The 18,831-nt window shown below is 47.8% G+C and carries 15 protein-coding genes and 6 tRNA genes; 14 read left to right on the forward strand and 7 right to left on the reverse strand.

Annotation, left to right across the window (positions count from 1 at the left end; translation table 11 throughout):
• Positions 1 to 43: 43 nt before the first annotated feature.
• The 5 genes from treZ to HC352_RS03810 form a co-directional block, all read right to left on the reverse strand.
• Positions 44 to 1,780: a malto-oligosyltrehalose trehalohydrolase gene (gene treZ / locus HC352_RS03790; protein WP_168917654.1), complete on the reverse strand. Its 1,737-nt coding sequence runs from the start codon at positions 1,778 to 1,780 to the stop codon at positions 44 to 46.
• Positions 1,780 to 4,287, reverse strand: a complete 2,508-nt coding sequence (gene treY / locus HC352_RS03795; RefSeq protein ID WP_168917655.1) for a malto-oligosyltrehalose synthase — start codon at positions 4,285 to 4,287, stop codon at positions 1,780 to 1,782. The genes treZ and treY overlap by 1 nt, the downstream gene beginning before the upstream one ends.
• 27 nt (positions 4,288 to 4,314) lie before the next feature.
• Complete coding sequence (glgX, locus tag HC352_RS03800; protein WP_168917656.1) at positions 4,315 to 6,567, reverse strand: glycogen debranching protein GlgX; 2,253 nt, start codon at positions 6,565 to 6,567, stop codon at positions 4,315 to 4,317.
• Positions 6,568 to 6,600: 33 nt separating this feature from the next.
• Positions 6,601 to 7,053 carry a 6TM ABC transporter family protein gene (locus tag HC352_RS03805; protein WP_211080712.1) on the reverse strand — a complete coding sequence of 151 codons (453 nt, stop codon included), beginning with the start codon at positions 7,051 to 7,053 and terminating at the stop codon, positions 6,601 to 6,603.
• 48 nt (positions 7,054 to 7,101) lie between these two features.
• Positions 7,102 to 7,176: transfer RNA gene (locus HC352_RS03810), tRNA-Val, on the reverse strand.
• Positions 7,177 to 7,327: 151 nt separating this feature from the next.
• Between HC352_RS03810 and HC352_RS03815 the strand changes: the two genes are divergently transcribed.
• The 5 genes from HC352_RS03815 to HC352_RS03835 all read left to right on the forward strand — a co-directional run bounded on the left by HC352_RS03815 (position 7,328) and on the right by HC352_RS03835 (position 7,821).
• Positions 7,328 to 7,400 (forward strand) — tRNA-Gly (locus tag HC352_RS03815).
• A gap of 33 nt (positions 7,401 to 7,433) precedes the next feature.
• A tRNA-Cys gene (locus HC352_RS03820) sits at positions 7,434 to 7,504 on the forward strand.
• Between the two features lie 10 nt (positions 7,505 to 7,514).
• Positions 7,515 to 7,586, forward strand: a tRNA-Val gene (locus HC352_RS03825).
• 26 nt (positions 7,587 to 7,612) lie between these two features.
• Positions 7,613 to 7,685: transfer RNA gene (locus HC352_RS03830), tRNA-Gly, on the forward strand.
• A gap of 64 nt (positions 7,686 to 7,749) precedes the next feature.
• Positions 7,750 to 7,821 (forward strand) — tRNA-Val (locus tag HC352_RS03835).
• Between the two features lie 58 nt (positions 7,822 to 7,879).
• Here HC352_RS03835 and HC352_RS03840 read toward each other — a convergent pair.
• Positions 7,880 to 8,704 (reverse strand): sulfite exporter TauE/SafE family protein, encoded by an 825-nt coding sequence (locus HC352_RS03840; protein WP_168917658.1) that lies wholly within the window; start codon positions 8,702 to 8,704, stop codon positions 7,880 to 7,882.
• 61 nt (positions 8,705 to 8,765) lie between these two features.
• Positions 8,766 to 10,148, reverse strand: coding sequence for an L-serine ammonia-lyase (locus HC352_RS03845; RefSeq protein WP_168917659.1), 1,383 nt, complete (start codon positions 10,146 to 10,148; stop codon positions 8,766 to 8,768).
• Positions 10,149 to 10,308: 160 nt separating this feature from the next.
• Between HC352_RS03845 and thrS the strand changes: the two genes are divergently transcribed.
• The 9 genes from thrS (at position 10,309) to ruvC (ending at position 18,820) form a co-directional block, all read left to right on the forward strand.
• Entirely contained in the window at positions 10,309 to 12,321 is a 2,013-nt protein-coding gene (gene thrS / locus HC352_RS03850; protein ID WP_168917660.1) for a threonine--tRNA ligase, read from the forward strand.
• A gap of 8 nt (positions 12,322 to 12,329) precedes the next feature.
• The gene (gene pgsA, locus HC352_RS03855; RefSeq protein WP_168917661.1) at positions 12,330 to 12,956 is read left to right on the forward strand and encodes a phosphatidylinositol phosphate synthase; all 627 of its coding nucleotides are present in this window, start codon (positions 12,330 to 12,332) and stop codon (positions 12,954 to 12,956) included.
• The gene (locus HC352_RS03860; RefSeq protein ID WP_168917662.1) at positions 12,953 to 13,918 is read left to right on the forward strand and encodes a phosphatidylinositol mannoside acyltransferase; all 966 of its coding nucleotides are present in this window, start codon (positions 12,953 to 12,955) and stop codon (positions 13,916 to 13,918) included. The genes pgsA and HC352_RS03860 overlap by 4 nt, the downstream gene beginning before the upstream one ends.
• Positions 13,915 to 15,051, forward strand: a complete 1,137-nt coding sequence (locus HC352_RS03865; RefSeq protein ID WP_168917663.1) for a glycosyltransferase family 4 protein — start codon at positions 13,915 to 13,917, stop codon at positions 15,049 to 15,051. The genes HC352_RS03860 and HC352_RS03865 overlap by 4 nt, the downstream gene beginning before the upstream one ends.
• Before the next feature lie 2 nt (positions 15,052 to 15,053).
• Positions 15,054 to 15,644, forward strand: a complete 591-nt coding sequence (locus HC352_RS03870) for a hypothetical protein (protein WP_168917664.1) — start codon at positions 15,054 to 15,056, stop codon at positions 15,642 to 15,644.
• Entirely contained in the window at positions 15,634 to 16,791 is a 1,158-nt protein-coding gene (locus tag HC352_RS03875; RefSeq protein WP_168917665.1) for a PrsW family intramembrane metalloprotease, read from the forward strand. The genes HC352_RS03870 and HC352_RS03875 overlap by 11 nt, the downstream gene beginning before the upstream one ends.
• A gap of 14 nt (positions 16,792 to 16,805) precedes the next feature.
• Positions 16,806 to 17,360 (forward strand): NUDIX hydrolase, encoded by a 555-nt coding sequence (locus tag HC352_RS03880; RefSeq protein WP_247645227.1) that lies wholly within the window; start codon positions 16,806 to 16,808, stop codon positions 17,358 to 17,360.
• Between the two features lie 74 nt (positions 17,361 to 17,434).
• Positions 17,435 to 18,199 carry a YebC/PmpR family DNA-binding transcriptional regulator gene (locus HC352_RS03885; RefSeq protein WP_168917667.1) on the forward strand — a complete coding sequence of 255 codons (765 nt, stop codon included), beginning with the start codon at positions 17,435 to 17,437 and terminating at the stop codon, positions 18,197 to 18,199.
• Positions 18,200 to 18,820, forward strand: coding sequence for a crossover junction endodeoxyribonuclease RuvC (gene ruvC, locus HC352_RS03890; protein ID WP_168917668.1), 621 nt, complete (start codon positions 18,200 to 18,202; stop codon positions 18,818 to 18,820). It begins immediately after the preceding gene.
• The last annotated feature ends 11 nt before the right edge of the window (positions 18,821 to 18,831 follow it).

The following is an 18,831-nucleotide window of genomic DNA, read 5'->3' on the forward strand; positions in this document are numbered from 1 at the left end:
CTTTAATAGGGTAGCGTTGTTCACTTCACGGGGCACGCCGCAACTAACTCTTAGTATTGACCACAATTACACCAGGTTGTGCAAAGAATGCCTGCCGTGAATGGAACTCGACAGTTTCCCATGAAGTAAGAACCTGTTCTTCTTCTATCGGAATATCAACAGTTGTATTAGCGTGCCGAGCAAAGATGATAAGAATAGCTCCACGTCTCATCCAGCCACTACTGCGAGATGGCGAAAGAACGAATTGCGTCTGATGACGATCGCCACTGGCAATATCGGCGTTTTCCTTACGGAGTCGAATAAGCTCACGGACAAAATCGCGCAGTCGGCGATGATCGCCGCTTTCAGCTTCGGACCAGTTGAGTTTTGACAGGGTAAAGGCCCTGATATCTTGAGGATCTATCATTGTATTCCCAGCTGGATAAACTGAGGCTAAATCCCATGATTCAAATTCTTTTTCTCGGCCAGCTTTAATATGCGGTCCAATTTCAGGACCGTGATCAGTGAAGAACATAAAAGGAGTCGTAGCTGCCCATTCTTCGCCCATAAAAAGCATCGGAGTAAATGGGGATAGTAAAATTAAGGCTCGTGAAATAGCGACATCTGATAGCGGAAGTGAATGTGAGGGGCGGTCGCCAATAAGGCGGTTTCCAACTTGGTCATGGTTTTCATCGAAAACAACGAAACTATGGCCACTGAGATGATCAGGGACCGGATGGCCGCATGGTTTACCTTCAAATATGGAATGTTGTCCAGTTCGGGTCATGCCAGAGGTAAAAGCCTTGGCAAGCGTTCCGTGATCGGCGTGGTCGATATAAAATGCGTTTTTCTCTCCCGTTAGCCATACGTGTAAAGCATGATGGACATCGTCGACCCATTGCATATCCATGCCCCAGCCGCCCTCGCCAACCGGTGCCAGCGTACGTGGAGTATTGCTGTTATTTTCGGCAATAAGAGTGATTCGCCGGCCGCTTTGTCTACTGTAGGCAGCAATATTATCGGAAATATCTGCCACAATATGCCGGGACGATTCGTCAATAAGGAAATCAGTAGCATCTAGACGCAAGGCATCTAAACGATAATCACGAACCCACATGAGCGCATTGTCAATGAAATACTGGCGTACATGAGAAGCGTTGTGGCCATCAAAATTTACACCATCACCCCACGGAGTATGATGAAGATGTGTGAAATACGGGCCAAACTGTGCTAAATAGTTACCATCGGGGCCGAAATGATTGTAAACAATATCAAGGCACACTGCGATACCACGGGTATGTGCGCTATCAATAAATGCGACAAGATCTTCGGCAGTGCCATAGTGTGGGTTGAGCGCGAAGAGAGAAACTGAATCGTACCCCCAGCCACGTGTTCCAGGAATTGGGTTGATAGGCATTAGTTCAATGGCATCAATACCAAGAGCAACTAAATCATCGAGCCTTTCAATTGCTGATCGAAAGGTGCCTTCTGGGGTGAAAGTGCCGATATGAAGCTCATAAAAAACCTTTCCCCCTAAATCTGGGCATACCCAATCGTGAGCTGCAAAAACAAAAGATTGTGGATCAATCACAGTACTTGGTCCGTGAGCACCGGCTGCCTGACACATTGAACGCGGATCGGGTAGTTTTAGATCGCTATCGTCAAGTTGTAAAAAATATTGTGTGCCTGGGGCAAGATTAATATGCCAAGTACCATCCGGCTTTGCCTGCAAAGCAATACGGCGATTATCTACGATGGCATACACATTGTGTGCATCTGGTGCCCACACTGAAATATCCATTAAGCCTTCTTCACTAGTACTGCGACTGGGAAGCGACCAGTAACGTCCACTAACGACTGGATACCCCCAGCAATTTCGTCACCGGTTAACACATTTTCCCACTGACCATCGGGGAGAACCACGGTGTGATCACTGTTGTGTAATAAACCCAAGGAACGAGTCGCTAAAGTGGTAACAAATGGTTTTTCGTCAATAGTGCGTGCAAAAGCTATCGCATGTCCAGTCGATACTGGCAGTGCGCGATAGCCGGTATTTGCAGATGCGATAACCGGATAATCACGGCGCATGCGTGCCAACCGGGAGGTGACCCAGAGTTTTTCTTCATCAATATTGGGGTTGCTTGGCAGTCCGAGAGTATCAAGTTCACTGAGTTGGGTAAGTAAGCTCGTAAAATCGACAGGACGACGATTATCTGGATCGACGAGAGAATTTTGGGTTACTTCTGCACCTTGGTAAATATCGGGAACGCCTACTATGGTCAAATGTAGGACACACATGCCTAAAATGTTGGCACGTACTGCTGGTTGAATCTTTTCCCAAAATTCAGCTAATGCTTCCAAGCTTTCCGGATTTTGAATAATGGCCATGGCATAGTCAATCATGGCCTGTTCGCCTGTTGAATCTTGCTCGGTCCATGTTGTCCAGAGCTTTTGCTCGCGAGCGGCTTTGAGGAGGTAGGCTTCGAGCCGTTCGGGAGAAATAGGCCCATCAGCAGTCCATGTTCCGATGATGGTTTGCCATATCAAGTTTTCAAACTGACCATGGAGTTCAGCTGGTCGCTGGTCTTTCAATAGTGTACGAAGTTGGTGGACAAGCTCAGTCCATTCTGTTGGGAACTGAGTTAAAGCACTGATATGTGCGCGCACGTCTTCGCCACGTTTAGTGTCATGCGTAGAAGTGACTACGCCACTTACCGGCCAAGCATGATGCATATATGATTGCCAATTATGGAAATCATCGAGGCTGGTGACCATATGGTGTGGACTACCGCCGACCTCATTAGCAGAAAGAAGCGCTGTGTAACGGTAGAAGGTTGTATCTTCTACACCTTTTGCCATAACCGCACCGCAAACCTGCTGGAACCGAACGATGGCTTCTAGACGAGGCACTTCTAATGTACGTCCAGCTGAACCGATCTCATTACCTAAGAGTAAATCGACGACGATATCAAGAGTTTCCTGGGAATCTTCATCAAGATGCAAACGCGCATGTTGAGCTGCGCTACGAATAATGCTTTCGTCCTCACTTGAAGGGCGTTCACCTGGAATGACATACGCACGATAGCGAGGCATATGAACTACCAGTTCACTGACAACTTCTAATATTCGGCGGAACGTATGATCTCGAAGACGCACATCAGAGTGGCATACATCAGCAATAATGGAACCTAGGCGATGAATTTCAGCATAAAGTGATGTGGACACAATTTGCCGTTTTGCGGCCAGTTCTGTTGTGGCAACACTGTCAGTAGAACCGGAAATTTCGCCGTAGAGCTGGGTGAGCGGTCCGATACCAGCTGGCTCGGTAAAAAGCCCTTGAATTCGGGACAAAGCATCATAACCGGTTGTTCCTGAGCATGGCCAATCGTCGGGAAGCTGTTCGTCGCCTTCAAGGATTTTCTCGGCAACTATCCAAGCCCCTCCAGTAGCGTGGTGGAGATGACGGAAATATTCGCGCGGGTCAGCTAATCCATCAGGATGATCGATACGCAATGAATCGATTAACCCCCGATCCATTAATTCGAGAATCAAAGCATGCGAGGCACGGAAGACGTCTTCGCGTTCTACCCGAATAGCGGCTAAGGTATCGATGTCGAAAAAACGTCGATAGTTGAGTTCTTCATTGGCAACACGCCAATAGGCTAACCGATAAAACTGTCGTTTCAAAAGATCGACAAGCGGGAGAGATTCAGTACCAGATCGCACTGGGAAAACATGGTCAAAATACCGTAAGATAGGCATCGGGCCTTCACCTTCAAACCCGGGAACGACCATCGTGTCTAAGGTAAGTTCCCCTGCTGCTAGCACGCGCCCGATGCGCTGACCAAGGACCGGGAGTAAAAGTCCATCGCCATCTTCTGCAAGATCAATATCGAACCAATGGGCGTAAGGCGATTGGTCACCGTCACGTAATACCGACCACATCGCACGATTGTGATACAACGGGGTAGGAACCGCCATATGGTTAGGAACAACATCAACCACTAGGTGCATACCGGCGTCATGGATTGCTGCCGAGGCCCGTTCAAAGCCAGATAATCCACCTAAATCAACTGAAATTTTGTCATGGTCAACCACATCGTAGCCATGTAGCGATCCGGGTGCAGCTTGTAAAATAGGGGAAAAGAAAACATCGGTTACCCCCAGTTTCTTCAAATACGGCACCACGGTGCACACGTCGTCGAAATTAAAATCTGGTGTGAGCTGAAGCCGATATGTTGTTACCGGCTGGTGTTTACCTGATGCGGGAGTGTGAGAATGAGAGCGCGGTAATGGGGTAGTAGACATGATCCTCCTTGTCTTACTCTGACCATTCTAGTCCGTTACCTCTGAATCTGTGGTGGGATCGGCTGCTTGACTAACATCATCGCCACTAACAGGTTCTTGCTCTTCGTTATTCTCAGTAAGTGAAGCAGAAATCTTCGTCGCAATCGAAGCGATTTCGTGGGTGGATTGCGAGGTTACTGACCGGACAAAAATCTGGACGCTTCGGCTTGGTAAGACGAAAGCGTCGCCCGGCATGAGGGATTTTTCAATAATATCTGTTGCTGTTGTAGAAAAAGCGTTACGCCAAGGTTCAGTAAACGGGGCTTGGGGGACAGTGAACGTAAGATCTTCTTCTGAAGCATTGAACGCGATTAAAATATCGTCATCAATGATTTTCTCGCCGCGTTTTCCGGGTTCGGCGATACCTTGTCCATTGAGCCACAACATTACTGAGCGTGCGAACCACGTTCCCCAATCATCGTCTTGCATTTGTTGGCCATCGTTGCGTAACCAGAGGATATCTCCGCGTTCAGAAGTTCCGCCGTGATAGGCTGAGCCTTGGAAAAAACGACGACGGCGCAAGGCTGGATGAGCTCGGCGGAAGTGGATGATAGCCCGGGCAAAATCCAGAATTTCGAGGGCTTCATCGTCAAGGTCCCAATTAATCCAGGAAAGTTCATTATCTTGGGCATAAGTGTTGTTATTTCCGGCCTGGGTGCGTCCAATTTCATCCCCATGGCTGATCATTGGGACACCTTGGGAGACTAGAAGAGTTGTTAAAAAGTTTTTTATTTGGCGCACGCGTAGAGCACGGATATTTTTGTCTTCAGTAGGACCTTCAAATCCACTATTCCAGGATCGATTATGCGATTCGCCGTCCATCGAGTTTTCCCCATTGGCTTCATTGTGCTTTTCGTTGTAGGACACCAAATCGCGCATTGTGAAACCATCATGTGCAGTTACAAAATTAATTGAGGCAAATGGACGACGTCCAGAATGTTCGTAAAGATCTGACGAACCAGAAATGCGTGAGGCGAATTCAGAGAGTGTAGAAGGTTCGCCCCGCCAAAAATCTCGGATTGTGTCGCGATATTTTCCGTTCCATTCAGTCCACAGTGGCGGAAATTCACCAACGTTATATCCATTTTCGCCAATATCCCACGGCTCAGCAATAAGTTTGACTTGAGAAATGACAGGATCTTGCTGAATGATATCGAAAAAGGACGAGAGTTTATCAACTTCGTGTAGTTCCCGGGCAAGGGTTGAAGCTAAATCAAACCGGAATCCGTCTACATGCATATCGACAATCCAATAACGCAAGGAATCCATAATCATCTGGAGCGAATGTGGAGAGCGCATGTTTAATGAGTTGCCGGTTCCGGTGGTGTCGAAATAGGATGCCTTGTCATCAGGTACTAAACGGTAGTAGGAGACGTTATCGATGCCGCGGAAAGATAGGGTAGGGCCCATGTGGTTGCCTTCTGCAGTATGGTTGTAAACCACATCGAGAATGACTTCAATATTGGCCTCGTGGTACGCCTTTACAAGAGATTTGAACTCATCTACTTGTTCACCACGAGTGCCGGCAGCAGCATAAGTATTTTGGGGCGCAAAGAATCCGATAGTGTTGTATCCCCAATAATTAGAAAGTCCTTTATCGATGAGTGAAGTATCGTTAACGAATTGATGAATAGGCATCAGTTCGACGGCGGTGATACCAAGATCTTGAAGATACGAGACCATTGCAGGGTGAGCCATTCCCATGTATGTGCCACGAAACTCCTCGGGAATATCCGGGTGAGTCATCGTCATTCCCTTGAGATGCGCTTCGTAAATAATTGATTCATGATACTCATGATTCGGAGGCCGGTCATGCCCCCAATCAAAATAAGGGTTGATAACAACGGACAACATCGTGTGTCCTAATGAATCTTCTTCGTTACGCTGAGTCGGATCATTGAAATCATAAGAAAAATTTGCTGGATGATTTTCTACTTGACCGTCAATTGCTTTGGCGTAAGGATCTAAAAGAATTTTTGATGGATCGCAACGGTGGCCGTTTTCTGGGTCATAGGGGCCGTGCACCCGATATCCGTAGCGTTGCCCTGGACGAATACTTGGAATATATGCGTGCCAAACAAAACCATCAACTTCTTCGAGAGGAATACGTTGTTCGTTGAGGTTATCGTCAATTAAGCACAGTTCAACGGATTGAGCTACCGAGGAAAATAGCGCAAAATTTGTCCCGCTACCATCATAGGTGGCTCCTAATGGATAAGGTTTTCCCGGCCATATTTCCATTTTCACTCCTTAGCGCTAAAGATATGAAATAGATTATCGCAGGAAAGAACCTTCCGGTGAGGTAGCCACACTAATGGCATGGCGTTGGGTGGAAATATTTCGCGTAAAGCTGGCAACTAGTAGTAGGAAAAGTAGGCCAAAAGCACTTGCTATCAGGAGGGAAGCTGGTGGTGTCGATGTTGAATGATGGGATTGTTCAGATTGTTTAATCGGTGTTGTTGCCGGTGTTAAAATGGTGGCGACATCGCCAGAGTTGTTAAAAATTTCGTTTGCTCGCTCGAGCGCGTCCGGCATCTGTGGCACAAAAGCCGGAGGTAGATCCTGGTAACCCACTGTTGGTAGTTGTTTATCGCTGAGAGAAATACTGGTTATAGTGGGCTTTTGGGGAGCTGGGCTCTCGGCGAATATTGGGAAAATAGCAAAAAGTAAAAAACCAGTGAGGGTTAATAAAGCCAACCAAAACGAGTGTTTTCTATGTTTGCGCATTGTAAGCGCCTCCACCGTGAACTTGATTGACTGGTTCTTGCTTGAAGATGGTGGGCGGTACTGGGTTCGAACCAGCGACCTCTTCGGTGTGAACGAAGCGCTCTACCACTGAGCTAACCGCCCGCGAGTAATACTCACCTATTGAGGATACGACGAGTGGTAAATAAATGCCACTGAGAAAGGCGTGGCGCAGGTCATGTTCTGATGATTGGACAAGGAGGGTTCGGAGTAGCTATATTTATTGAGCGTCGCAAACATGGTTTGTGATCACCAAGCGGATGTAGCTCAGTTGGTAGAGCATCACCTTGCCAAGGTGAGGGTCGCGAGTTCGAGTCTCGTCATCCGCTCGATGGCCGAGTAGGTAAAACTGCTTACCACGTGGTGGGTTGGCCGAGAGGCGAGGCAGCGGCCTGCAAAGCCGTATACACGGGTTCGAATCCCGTACCCACCTCGAATAACTAGGGCGATTGGCGCAGTGGTAGCGCGCTTCCTTGACACGGAAGAGGTCACTGGTTCGAACCCAGTATCGCCCACGAAAAAGCCAGTTGGTTTTTCGTCTGCGGATGTAGCTCAGTTGGTAGAGCATCACCTTGCCAAGGTGAGGGTCGCGAGTTCGAGTCTCGTCATCCGCTCGAAAGTAACGCAGTATGCGTTACGTTTACGGGCTCAGGTAATGAGTCCGTTTTTAATTGCTTAGGGCGATTGGCGCAGTGGTAGCGCGCTTCCTTGACACGGAAGAGGTCACTGGTTCGAACCCAGTATCGCCCACAAAAACCAGGAGGTAGTCAGTTGACTACCTCCTGGTTTTTAATGTTGGCCCTTATATTTATTTTCCAGAGTCGAGGCCGTTTTTCTCTTCCTTGCGTTGTCTAGCACGAGCTTTGAAAACAGTACTGATGCACACAACAATAAGGAATAGGTTAAATAGATAGTTGCCGGTTTGTGGTGAAATAGATGCGGCAGCCCACACCCCCAAAGGGGTGGAAGAAACTGCGGCACAACCAATAATTAATCCTACCGGCAAGTCTACTAAGTTGTGACGGAAACTCGTGATAGTTCCAGATAAAGCTGTTGGGATCATTGCAAGAAGTGATGTTCCGCGAGCTATTAAATCTCCTGCTCCAATAAGTTCTAAGCCTGGGACGATAATTCCGCCACCACCGACGCCTACCAGACCAGCAAAAGTTCCAGATACTACGCCTACTGCAAGCATTGCTATTCCAGATGTCAAGGTAATAACGATTTCTGTATCACGGGACGGTAGTTGAAATTGCTGGATAGTAATAATTCCAGTTACGAAAACCACAAAGATCCAAGGGAGTACTCGTTCTGGCAGTATTCGTAACAACCATGTTCCAAGTTGGGCTCCGCCTAACGCTCCTATTGAAACGCATACCATCGCAGGAACAGACAACTGTCCTTGAGTAGCGTAGGACACTGACCCAGCGGCTGCAGTGATAATGATAGCGGACAGTGACGTGGCTGCGGCTCGCCGTTGAGGCATATCAAGAATTATCATCAGAGCTGGGACGATGATCAGGCCGCCACCCACGCCAAAGAGTCCTGCTAAAAACCCCGCAATAGCACCAATAATGATGACTGCCAGAATACGCTGAGGAGTTAAATTCCGACGTGAATTTTTACTAGTCATACATGCAGATTACTACACTGAAAGAATATGACTAATACGAGTTACCGCTGAACGAAAAGACTTAGCACTCTACCACATTAACCGGGACTCCAACGTGAACTGCGAGCCCGCCGAGTGCAGTTTCTTTATATTTTGCCTGCATATCTAATCCAGTTTCACGCATTGTAACGATCACATCGTCAAGAGAAACAACGTGTGAGCCATCTCCATTCATTGCAGTTCTAGCTGCCGTAATTGCTTTAACAGCGGCGATGGCATTTCGTTCAATACACGGAACTTGAACAAGGCCACCGATTGGATCACAGGTTAATCCGAGATTGTGCTCCATGGCTATCTCGGCAGCATTTTCTATTTGTTCTGGCGTACCGCCCATAATTGCGGCACACCCTGCGGCTGCCATAGAACATGCTGAACCAACTTCGCCTTGGCAACCCACTTCGGCACCAGAAATCGAGGCAGTATTTTTAAAGATCATGCCGATAGCAGCTGACGTGAGTAAGAAAGTTTTGATACCCTCCCAATCAGCGCCGTCAATGAAGTCACGGTAATAATGCAAAACTGCAGGAATAATACCAGCAGCACCATTGGTTGGTGCCGTAACAATTCTGCCGCCAGCGGCGTTTTCTTCATTAACTGCAAGAGCATAGAAAGCTACCCAGTCTAACGTGCGTAACGGATCGGTGGAGCTTTCGCTCGTCAATTTCCGATAAAGTGCTGGGGCGCGTCGTAACACTTGAAGTTTGCCCGGTAGCCTGCCCTCTGAGCTTGCCCCACGACGAACACATTCTTGCATAACATCCCATACAGCACGTAAGTCTCGATCAATTTCTTCGGCAGTGCGCATGGACAACTCATTGGCATAGGCAATATCCGCAATAGACTTTCCAGTTCTACGACAATGATTCATTAAATCAGCTGCTGTTAGATAAGGGTAAGGGACATTAGTTGTTTCGCAGACAACAGGGTCAGACGGAGAGACGTCACCAGAAACAATAAACCCACCTCCAACAGAATAGTAAGTTTTATCGGCGAGTTCGTAACCGTCGTCGTCCCACGCCTGTAACCGCATACCGTTTGGATGCCCAGGCAACTCATGTAAGCCATCAAGAATGATATCTACTCCAGGAGAAAAAGCGATCTCATGGATGCCACCGAGTTTCATCCGGCCAGTAACTTGAACGTCAGCGACGGCAGGGGCAACTAAAAGTGGATCAACCGTTTCAGGATTTTCTCCCATTAACCCGATAATGACAGCTCTATCGGTTCCATGGCCAATACCGGTGGCACCAAGCGAACCGTTGAGAGTACACGTTACCCGAGCAACCTTGCACAGGTCACTACCGAGATAATCTAAGAAATCCACAGCTGCGCGCATCGGTCCGACAGTATGCGAAGACGAAGGACCAATACCAATCGAGAATAAGTCAAAAACACTTAAAGCCATGGCACTAGATTAATGGAGTTAGCTCCGTATTGCTTGGTGAGTGATATCCCTCTTGTGTGGTTGTTCTTGGGTGAACCTTGCGCGAAGGTGGCGTAAACTAACAGTGTTTTAACAATGCCGCGCGCTCTCGTATGGCGAACGGATGACTCAGGAGGCTTAAGTGAAGCTTTTTATTGACGGTAGTGAGCAAGAGTTCGAAGCTCCCATCACTGGTATTGAATTTTACGACAAACAACGTTCAATTGTGGCACTACGAGTAGACGGAGTGCTCAAGGACCTCAATACCGATTTGACGTCCTTGGAAGAGGGCGCCACAGTTGAAGGCGTTGATATTAGTGAACCTGATGGTCTAAATATCCTGCGTCATTCGGCAACTCATGTTCTAGCTCAAGCCGTGCAAAATCGGTTCCCTGATGTGAACTTGGGCATTGGCCCATTTATTACTGATGGTTTCTATTACGACTTTGGAAATATTGACTCAGTAACACCAGAACTGCTTAAGCAACTGGAAAAAGACATGATGCGTATTGTCAAAGAGGGGCAGCGTTTTGTTCGTCGTTCTATTTCCGATGACGATGCTCGCGAAGAACTTGCCAACCAGCCATACAAGCTTGAATTAATTTCTTTAAAAGGCGGTTCGGATGCAGATCGTGACCAGGCTGCTGACGGGGCTTCTATTGAAGTCGGCGGTAGCGAATTAACGATGTACGATAACGTGCGGCGTAATGGAGAAGTCGTATGGACTGATTTGTGCCGTGGGCCGCATCTGCCAAGTACAAAACTTATTGGTAACGGGTTTGCCTTAACACGTTCTTCAGCAGCTTATTGGCGTGGTGATCAGGCTAATGATTCTCTTCAGCGGATCTACGGCACGGCCTGGCCGTCGAAAGACGAATTACGTGCGTACCAAGAGCGTATTGCGGAAGCAGAACGTCGTGACCATCGTAAACTGGGAACCGAATTAGATCTTTTCTCTTTCCCGGATGAAATTGGCTCGGGGCTGGCGGTTTTCCACCCTAAGGGTGGCATTATTCGTATGGAAATGGAAAACTATTCGCGTCAAAAGCATATTGAAGCGAATTATTCATTCGTTAATACTCCACATATTACAAAAGGAAACTTATTTGAAGTTTCTGGGCACCTTGATTTTTACGCCGATGGTATGTATCCACCGATGCACATGGATGAAGAACACGATGCAGACGGCAATATTACAAAGCAGGGTGCGGACTACTATCTCAAGCCTATGAATTGTCCGATGCACAATCTCGTGTATAAGTCGCGGGGGCGGTCATATCGTGAACTGCCGTTGCGATTATTTGAATTTGGCACGGTTTACCGAAATGAGGCCTCTGGTGTTGTACACGGATTGACCCGAGCGCGTGGTTTTACCCAAGATGATGCTCATATTTACTGTACGCGTGAGCAGATGAAAGATGAGCTCACTCGTCTTTTGACATTCGTTTTGGATTTGTTGAAAGATTATGGACTTGATGATTTCTATCTGGAATTATCAACAAAGAACCCGAAGAAGTTTGTTGGCGATGATGACGTTTGGGAAGAATCGACTCGTACGCTAAAAGAAGTTGCTGAAGCATCCGGACTTGAACTAGTTCCTGATCCAGAGGGTGCAGCATTCTACGGACCGAAGATTTCCGTTCAGGCTAAGGACGCACTTGGACGAACCTGGCAGATGTCAACTATTCAGCTTGATTTTAACTTGCCGGAACGCTTTGATCTTGAATACACCGGACCAGATGGTGAGCGTCATCGTCCAGTGATGATTCACCGTGCACTCTTTGGTTCTATTGAACGCTTCTTTGGTGTGTTGACTGAGCACTATGCCGGGGCTTTCCCGGCGTGGCTGGCACCAGTCCAAGTACGATGTGTGCCAGTGGCTGACGCCTTTAACGATTATCTTGACGGGGTAACTGACAAACTCCGGGCGCATGGAGTGCGCGTAGAGGTTGACAAAACTGATGACCGATTCCCTAAGAAGATTCGTAATGCCTCCAAGGATAAAGTGCCATTTACATTGATCGCTGGTGGTGAAGATATGGAAGCTGGTGCTGTTTCATTCCGTATGCGAGATGGTTCACAGGACAACGGGGTAGCGGTGGATGAAGCTGTATCTCGTATCGTTGAACATATTCGTAACCACACAAATCAGTAAGGATAGCTATGCTCTCCCGTAGTGGTAGACCTTTCGCGCAACTGGCCTTCGAGCCAGTTGCGCGGCTGTTCGTTCGTCTTGGCATTAGTGCGAATATCGTTACTTGGGTAGGGACGATTCTTTCGTGTGCGTCAGCCCTTTTCTTTTTGCCACATAATATGCTGGTCAGCGGTGTGATCGTAACCAGTATCGTTCTTGTTTTCGATAATCTCGATGGTCAGATTGCACGTCTGACAAAAACAAGTTCGGCATGGGGATCTTTTCTTGACTCAACTCTCGATCGGGTTACTGATGGTGCAGTTTTCGCTGCTTTGGCTGGTTGGGGATACTTTCATGCACAACCGGATATGGCGCCATGGGTCATGAGTGGCGCAGTAGCTGCTGGATTACTCGGTAGCGTTGTGCCATATACTCGGGCTAAGGCGGAAAGCATCGGTGCATCAGCGGCGATTGGTTGGGCTGAGCGTGCTGATCGACTAGTGTTTGCCGGAGTTATCACCCTTGCAGTTGGCTTCGGAGCTCCCCAATGGATTCTTGCTCTTGGATTATGGGTGCTAGCAGGTCTCGCAGCAGTTACTGTTTTGCAACGGATGCATTATGTTCATCGTCAGTTAATTGATCGCGGTAACGAATGACACCAGAACGCCTTTTCCAGATCATTGATTTCACTGCTAAATTTCTACCAGAACGGTTAGCACGCGGGATTTTTGCGGTGGCTGGTACTGTTGTTGGGTGGTCTAATTATGGGGGTGTCCAACAGCTACGAACTAATTATGACCGGATTGATTTTCAACCTTCATGGTGGAAAAAACGTTCTCGTTCGGCGTTGGGGATGCGTCATTATTATCGTTATTTTTATGAGGCATTTCGGTTACCGTATTTGTCCCAAGCACAACTACGAGCACGAGTTAGTGTGGAAAATATTGACCTGCTACGGCAAGCTCTTGCGGAAGGTTCTGTTAGCGGGGCGTTGATGCACATGGGGAATTGGGATCTAGCTGGAGCGTGGGCTGCACAAGAACTAGGACCAGTCCATACTGTGGCAGAAAAGCTAACTCCGGAAACAGTAGCGCAACAATTTTTATCCTTGCGCAGATCACTAGGCATGGTGATATATCATGCCGTCAAAGATCAACATGTGATTGATAACCTCACCCATGACATGTTGGCAGGATCGTGTTTTGTCCCTTTGCTGTGTGATCGTGATCTACGCGCTACCGGCGTGGAAGTCCCATTGTGTGGTCACAGTGTGCGCGTAGCGCCCGGACCAGCCATTTTAGCGCAGCGCACCGGCCGTCCAATGTTTCCTGTTATGTGTCTTGCTGATAATTTCAAACATGACCGTCAACGAGTCCGTCAGGCCGGAACGACCTGGGGAATTAAGATCATTGTTGGTGACCCGATATGGCCAGCTGTTCAACCTGATGCTGATAAAGCGCAGCGGCTTGCAGATGTACATCGTATGATGGAGCAGTGGGCAGCCGTCATGTCCGATGCGCTTCCACAGTATGTTACGCATTGGCATATGCTGCAAAAAGTATTTGTTGAGGATCTTGATCGGGGCCGATTAGCGCGGACACTTAAGGGGGAGAAGTGAAAATCGGAATCGCTTGTGGGTATTCTTGGGATGTCGCCGGTGGAGTCCAGTTCCATATTCGAGATCTTGCGACTGAGCTGATTCGGCGTGGGCATGATGTGAGTGTTATTGCACCGTCGGAGCGTGAACCGGGGCATGGTGGGTTGGAAGATTTTGTGCGTCCAGTAGGTGCCACTATTCCGATTAAATACAATGGATCAGTTGCTCGGCTTTCTTTTGGTCCGAAAGTTAATCGCCAGGTTCGCGGATGGTTACGCGATGAAAAACTAGATGTACTCCATGTACATGAGCCTTTTACCCCCTCTGTTTCTATGTTGGCGCTTATGAGCGCTACGTGCCCGGTGGTTTCGACATTTCACACGGCAATGGATCGATCCCGACTCATGGCAATTGCCTCACCGTTTCTCGTTCCGATGCTGGAAAAGATTAGTGCACGTATCGCAGTTTCTCAGGAAGCACGACGTACGGCAGTTCAGTACTTAGGTGCTGACGCGTGGGTTATTCCTAACGGTGTGTTCGTTGAAAAAATGATAGTGCCACACAAAGATCCACGTTTTGTGGGACAACCAGATAAACCTACATTGAGTTTTCTGGGCCGTCTAGATGAACCGCGTAAAGGATTGCCTGTTGTCGCCAGAGCTTTTTCTCAGATTCGCGAACAACTACCTGGCGTGCACCTGTTTGTTGCAGGCAAAGGAAATATTGATCAGGCACGTGAACTATTTGGTCAAGATCAATGTGCAGTGACGTTCCTTGGTCCAGTATCTGATGACGAAAAAGCACGTTTATTGGCTAGTACGGATATTTACCTAGCACCAAATACTGGGGGCGAGTCTTTTGGCATAATTCTTGTCGAAGCGATGAGCGCTGGAGCTGGCATTGTAGCTTCCGATATTCCGGCATTTTTAGCTGTGTTAAATAATGGTGCCTATGGAGCTCATTTTGTCAATGACGACGCTGATTCGTTAGCTGCTGTGGTATGTGATGCTATCAATGATCCAATAAGCCGAGCTAGCCGTGCACAAGCAGCTCAAAAAGCTGCCTGGCGTTATGACTGGGGAACAGTCGCGTCGCAAATTCTCACTGTTTATGAAACAGCCTTAAACACTGCCCACTTAGCGAAGGGGCCTTGATTATGTGGTGGAAAATTGCGTTAGCTGCGATGATAATTGTCGCGTTATGTGTAGTTGTAATTGTGACAACTCAGGCTCGTCGATTAGATGCTTTACATAAGAAAATTTTAACGTCACGTGCGGCGTTGGAAAACGCGCTCCACGCGCGAGCTCGTACGGCTATCAATGTTGCCCAAAGTGGTGTGCTAGATATGGCAGGAAGCGTGGTGCTAGCGAATGCTGCTAAAGAGTGTGGAGATAGTGCAGGATACGATCTGGTGGCAGATGGTCTCAATATTGTTGATGATGTTAAGTTTGAGCCAGTTGGCCGAGCCGATGGTTCATTTATCCAGCACGATCGGCTGGCGCTAGAATCTGAGCTTTCGCGAGTTCTGCGTTATACGGTTGACGAGTTGGAAGACGAAGATATTGTGGGCCACGAGCAGCTTCTTGAGCGCTTGGCCCAGGCTCGTCAGTCCGTGCGCATGACGCGTCGGTTCCATAATATACACGTGGTTGGGGCACAACGTATTAGACGCCAGTTGTTGGCGCGTATTTTCCGTACCTATGGTAATGCTTCATGGCCACAGACGGTTGATCTAGATGATGAATAATCGTATTAAACGTGTTGTTTTTCCGCGGGAGCATGGCCTAGATTTTTATGCGCCTTTATTGGCCTTAGGCGTTTTTGCTGCTATCACTTTTTTAGAACTACTACCTGCCCTAGCTGGTCCGGCTGGCGTTTCAGCTGCGGTAACTTCTAGTGCGTGGGCGCTAGTTCCGGTTGTTTTTACACTTATCTTGGTCTGGCTCATCGACTATTGGGAGCCTGAGCCACTATGGCTTTATGCTTTTGCTTTCGTCTGGGGTAGCGGAGTGTCTGTCGTGGTTGGCGCAACGATTAATGATTTTGCTTCAGCCCGTGTACTTCCACGCTTACTCAATGAAGGTGCAACTGTCTATGATATTTCGCGATATACCGCATCGTGGATTGCTCCGTTATCGGAAGAAGCAGTTAAAGGCGCAGGGATTATCTTAATCTATCTGGTTTTTCGCCAGTACTTTAATGGGCCAGTAGATGGAATCGTTTATGGGGCATTGATCGGTGCAGGTTTCGCATTTACGGAAAATATCTTATATTTCGTGCGCAATTATGATTTCCTTGCAGAAGTTTTTACTGTTCGGTTCCTTGATGGCCCGTTGAGCCACGATACATATTCGGCCATGTTCGGTTTTTGTATTGGCTTTGCAGAGTATTCCAAGAGTAAATGGGCTTTAGCTCGTTGGTCAATTCCCGCTCTTGCAAGCGCTGGCACGTTCCATTTTATTAATAATGACGCCTTATATTGGGAGGGGATGACGTATGAGTCATATAAATTCATCACGAATGTTCCTCTCGCTCTCGTAGCCACGGGGATGGTTTTTTATGCTCGACGTTACGAAAAACAAGCAGTTCTTGGTGGCTTGGAACCCTACGTGAAAATGGGATGGTTTGCCCGCCATGAAGTTGTGATGATTTCCCGGATACGTAACCGAAGGCAGGCATTGTTATGGGCAGAACGTCAGGCGTTACGCTTGGGCGCTCCAGCTGGTAGTGGAGCTGAGGCGATGCGTCGTTTCCAAAATATCATGTTGCAGATTGGACATAAGACGACGCGAGCGGCGCGCAGTGGAAGGTTGGGCGACCCTATTGAGCGCGCATCTGTTTTTTCTTTATTAGAGCAGGCTCAGACATTGCGTTCTGTTTTTACTATGCGTTAATGGAGGGTAGCACGTTGAGCGTTGATGATTCTTTTGTTGAGTGGCCGTTGAACGACGAGGGAGTTCCGTATCGTCAGGCAGCGAGAATTGTAGTTTTTGATTCGGTAGGGCGTATTTTCTTAATTAAGGGTCACGATATTGATGATGAAGCCTACAGTTGGTGGTTTACACCTGGAGGTGGCTTAGAGAATAATGAGAGTACACGCCAAGCTGCTGTACGTGAACTACGCGAAGAAACTGGATTAGTTGTCGAAACTCATCGACTGATTGGACCGGTTTTAGCGCGTTATTCTACGTTCCATTTTGCTGCTAAAGATCGACGTCAAGATGAAGAATTTTTTATCGTTCATCTTGATGATACTGAGGCGCAGGCAATAGTTTCGGATAGCGGACGGCAATGGACTTCCTTAGAAGAGCAGGTGTTAGATGAGCAACGTTGGTGGGATCTCGATGAACTTGCTAAAGTTCAATCTGATGGCCAGCTAGTTTTTCCGCGAGATCTGATTGACTACGCACGCGAATGGTTAGATGGATGGGATGGGGTGTGCCGCACTATCGTAGAAAGATAGTGCGTAGGTTTTCGGTAATACGCCTATTTGGTTGTAGAATCACACCGTAGATAACGTTATAGAAGGAGAATTACGTGTCAGGACACTCTAAGTGGGCCACCACGAAGCATAAGAAGGCTGCGATTGATGCCAAGCGTGGCAAGTTATTTGCGCGTCTTATCAAGAATATTGAAGTTGCTGCGCGCACTGGTGGTGGAGATCCTTCTGGGAATCCAACTTTGTATGATGCGATCCAAAAGGCGAAAAAGAATTCTGTACCTGCGGATAATATCGATCGTGCAGTAAAGCGTGGTTCGGGTGAAGGTGCGGACGCAGTTAATTACGAAAATATTATGTATGAAGGGTACGGCGCGAACGGTGTCGCAATCCTCATTGAATGTTTAACTGATAATCGTAATCGCGCCGCGTCTGACGTTCGCGTTGCGTTGACCCGAAATGGTGGAACGCTGGCAGATCCCGGCTCAGTTTCCTATATGTTCTCGCGTAAAGGCGTCGTCGAAGTACCCAATAGCGGCGATTTCAGTGAAGATGATATCTTGATGGCAGTTTTAGAAGCTGGCGCTGAAGAAGTAAACAATGAAGGCGATGTTTTTGAAATTATTTCTGAGCCCAACGACGTCGTCGAGGTGCGTAAGGCACTGCAAGCTGAAGGCATAGATTACAATTCAGCAGAAGTGCAGTTTGTTCCGTCTATGAAGGTACCGATCACTGACCTAGAAACAGCCAACAAACTTTTTAAGCTCATTGATGCTTTGGATGATGTTGATGATATTCAAAATGTGTACTCGAACCTCGATCTTTCTGAAGATGTAGAGGCGGCGTTAGCCGAGGAAAACTAATTGCGGATTCTAGGAATCGACCCCGGTCTAACCCGATGCGGCATTTGCGTTTTGGATGCGGCCGGGGCACGCAGAATTTCATTAGTGTCAGTAGGCGTAGCGCGAACTGATCCACAGATGGCTCCGCACCAACGTTTATTAGTTATCTCTAATGAAATAGAAGAAACGATTAAACTGCATCGCCCTGACGTTGTAGCCATTGAACGTGTTTTCGCGCAAGATAATGTTCGTTCTGTGATGTCAACGGCGCAAGTTGTTGGGATTGTTCTACTGGCAGCAGCCAAAGCGAGTTTGCCGGTGGGGATGCATTCTCCTTCTGAAGTCAAAGCTGCGGTTACCGGAAATGGGCGAGCTCAAAAAATTCATGTGCAAATGATGGTTCAGCGTATCCTTGGCTTAGAAAAATTACCACGGCCAAAAGATGCTGCAGACGCGATAGCTGTTGCAATATGTCATGCTTGGCGTGGTGGAGCTGAGCCATTTGTGGAGCTGGATCGCGCTCAACATGGTGGTGCCGGTATGTTGCCACGTGCTGAGGGAGCAGATCTGACGCCTGCACAAAAAGCGTGGGCGAGTGCAGAACGCATGTCGCGTCGTCATGGTGCAGTTAAGCCTTCATGATAAACTCATTC

This window comes from Arcanobacterium buesumense (genome assembly GCF_012563545.1).
In the GTDB taxonomy this organism is placed as follows: domain Bacteria; phylum Actinomycetota; class Actinomycetes; order Actinomycetales; family Actinomycetaceae; genus Arcanobacterium; species Arcanobacterium buesumense.

Coding starts and splice junctions, on each gene's coding strand:
- treZ (WP_168917654.1), bottom strand. CDS start 1,780: ATGGATATTTCAGTGTGGGCACCAGATGCACACAATGTGTATGCCATC.
- treY (WP_168917655.1), bottom strand. CDS start 4,287: ATGTCTACTACCCCATTACCGCGCTCTCATTCTCACACTCCCGCATCA.
- glgX (WP_168917656.1), bottom strand. CDS start 6,567: ATGGAAATATGGCCGGGAAAACCTTATCCATTAGGAGCCACCTATGAT.
- HC352_RS03805 (WP_211080712.1), bottom strand. CDS start 7,053: ATGCGCAAACATAGAAAACACTCGTTTTGGTTGGCTTTATTAACCCTC.
- HC352_RS03840 (WP_168917658.1), bottom strand. CDS start 8,704: ATGACTAGTAAAAATTCACGTCGGAATTTAACTCCTCAGCGTATTCTG.
- HC352_RS03845 (WP_168917659.1), bottom strand. CDS start 10,148: ATGGCTTTAAGTGTTTTTGACTTATTCTCGATTGGTATTGGTCCTTCG.
- pgsA (WP_168917661.1), top strand. CDS start 12,330: ATGCTCTCCCGTAGTGGTAGACCTTTCGCGCAACTGGCCTTCGAGCCA.
- HC352_RS03860 (WP_168917662.1), top strand. CDS start 12,953: ATGACACCAGAACGCCTTTTCCAGATCATTGATTTCACTGCTAAATTT.
- HC352_RS03870 (WP_168917664.1), top strand. CDS start 15,054: ATGTGGTGGAAAATTGCGTTAGCTGCGATGATAATTGTCGCGTTATGT.
- HC352_RS03875 (WP_168917665.1), top strand. CDS start 15,634: ATGATGAATAATCGTATTAAACGTGTTGTTTTTCCGCGGGAGCATGGC.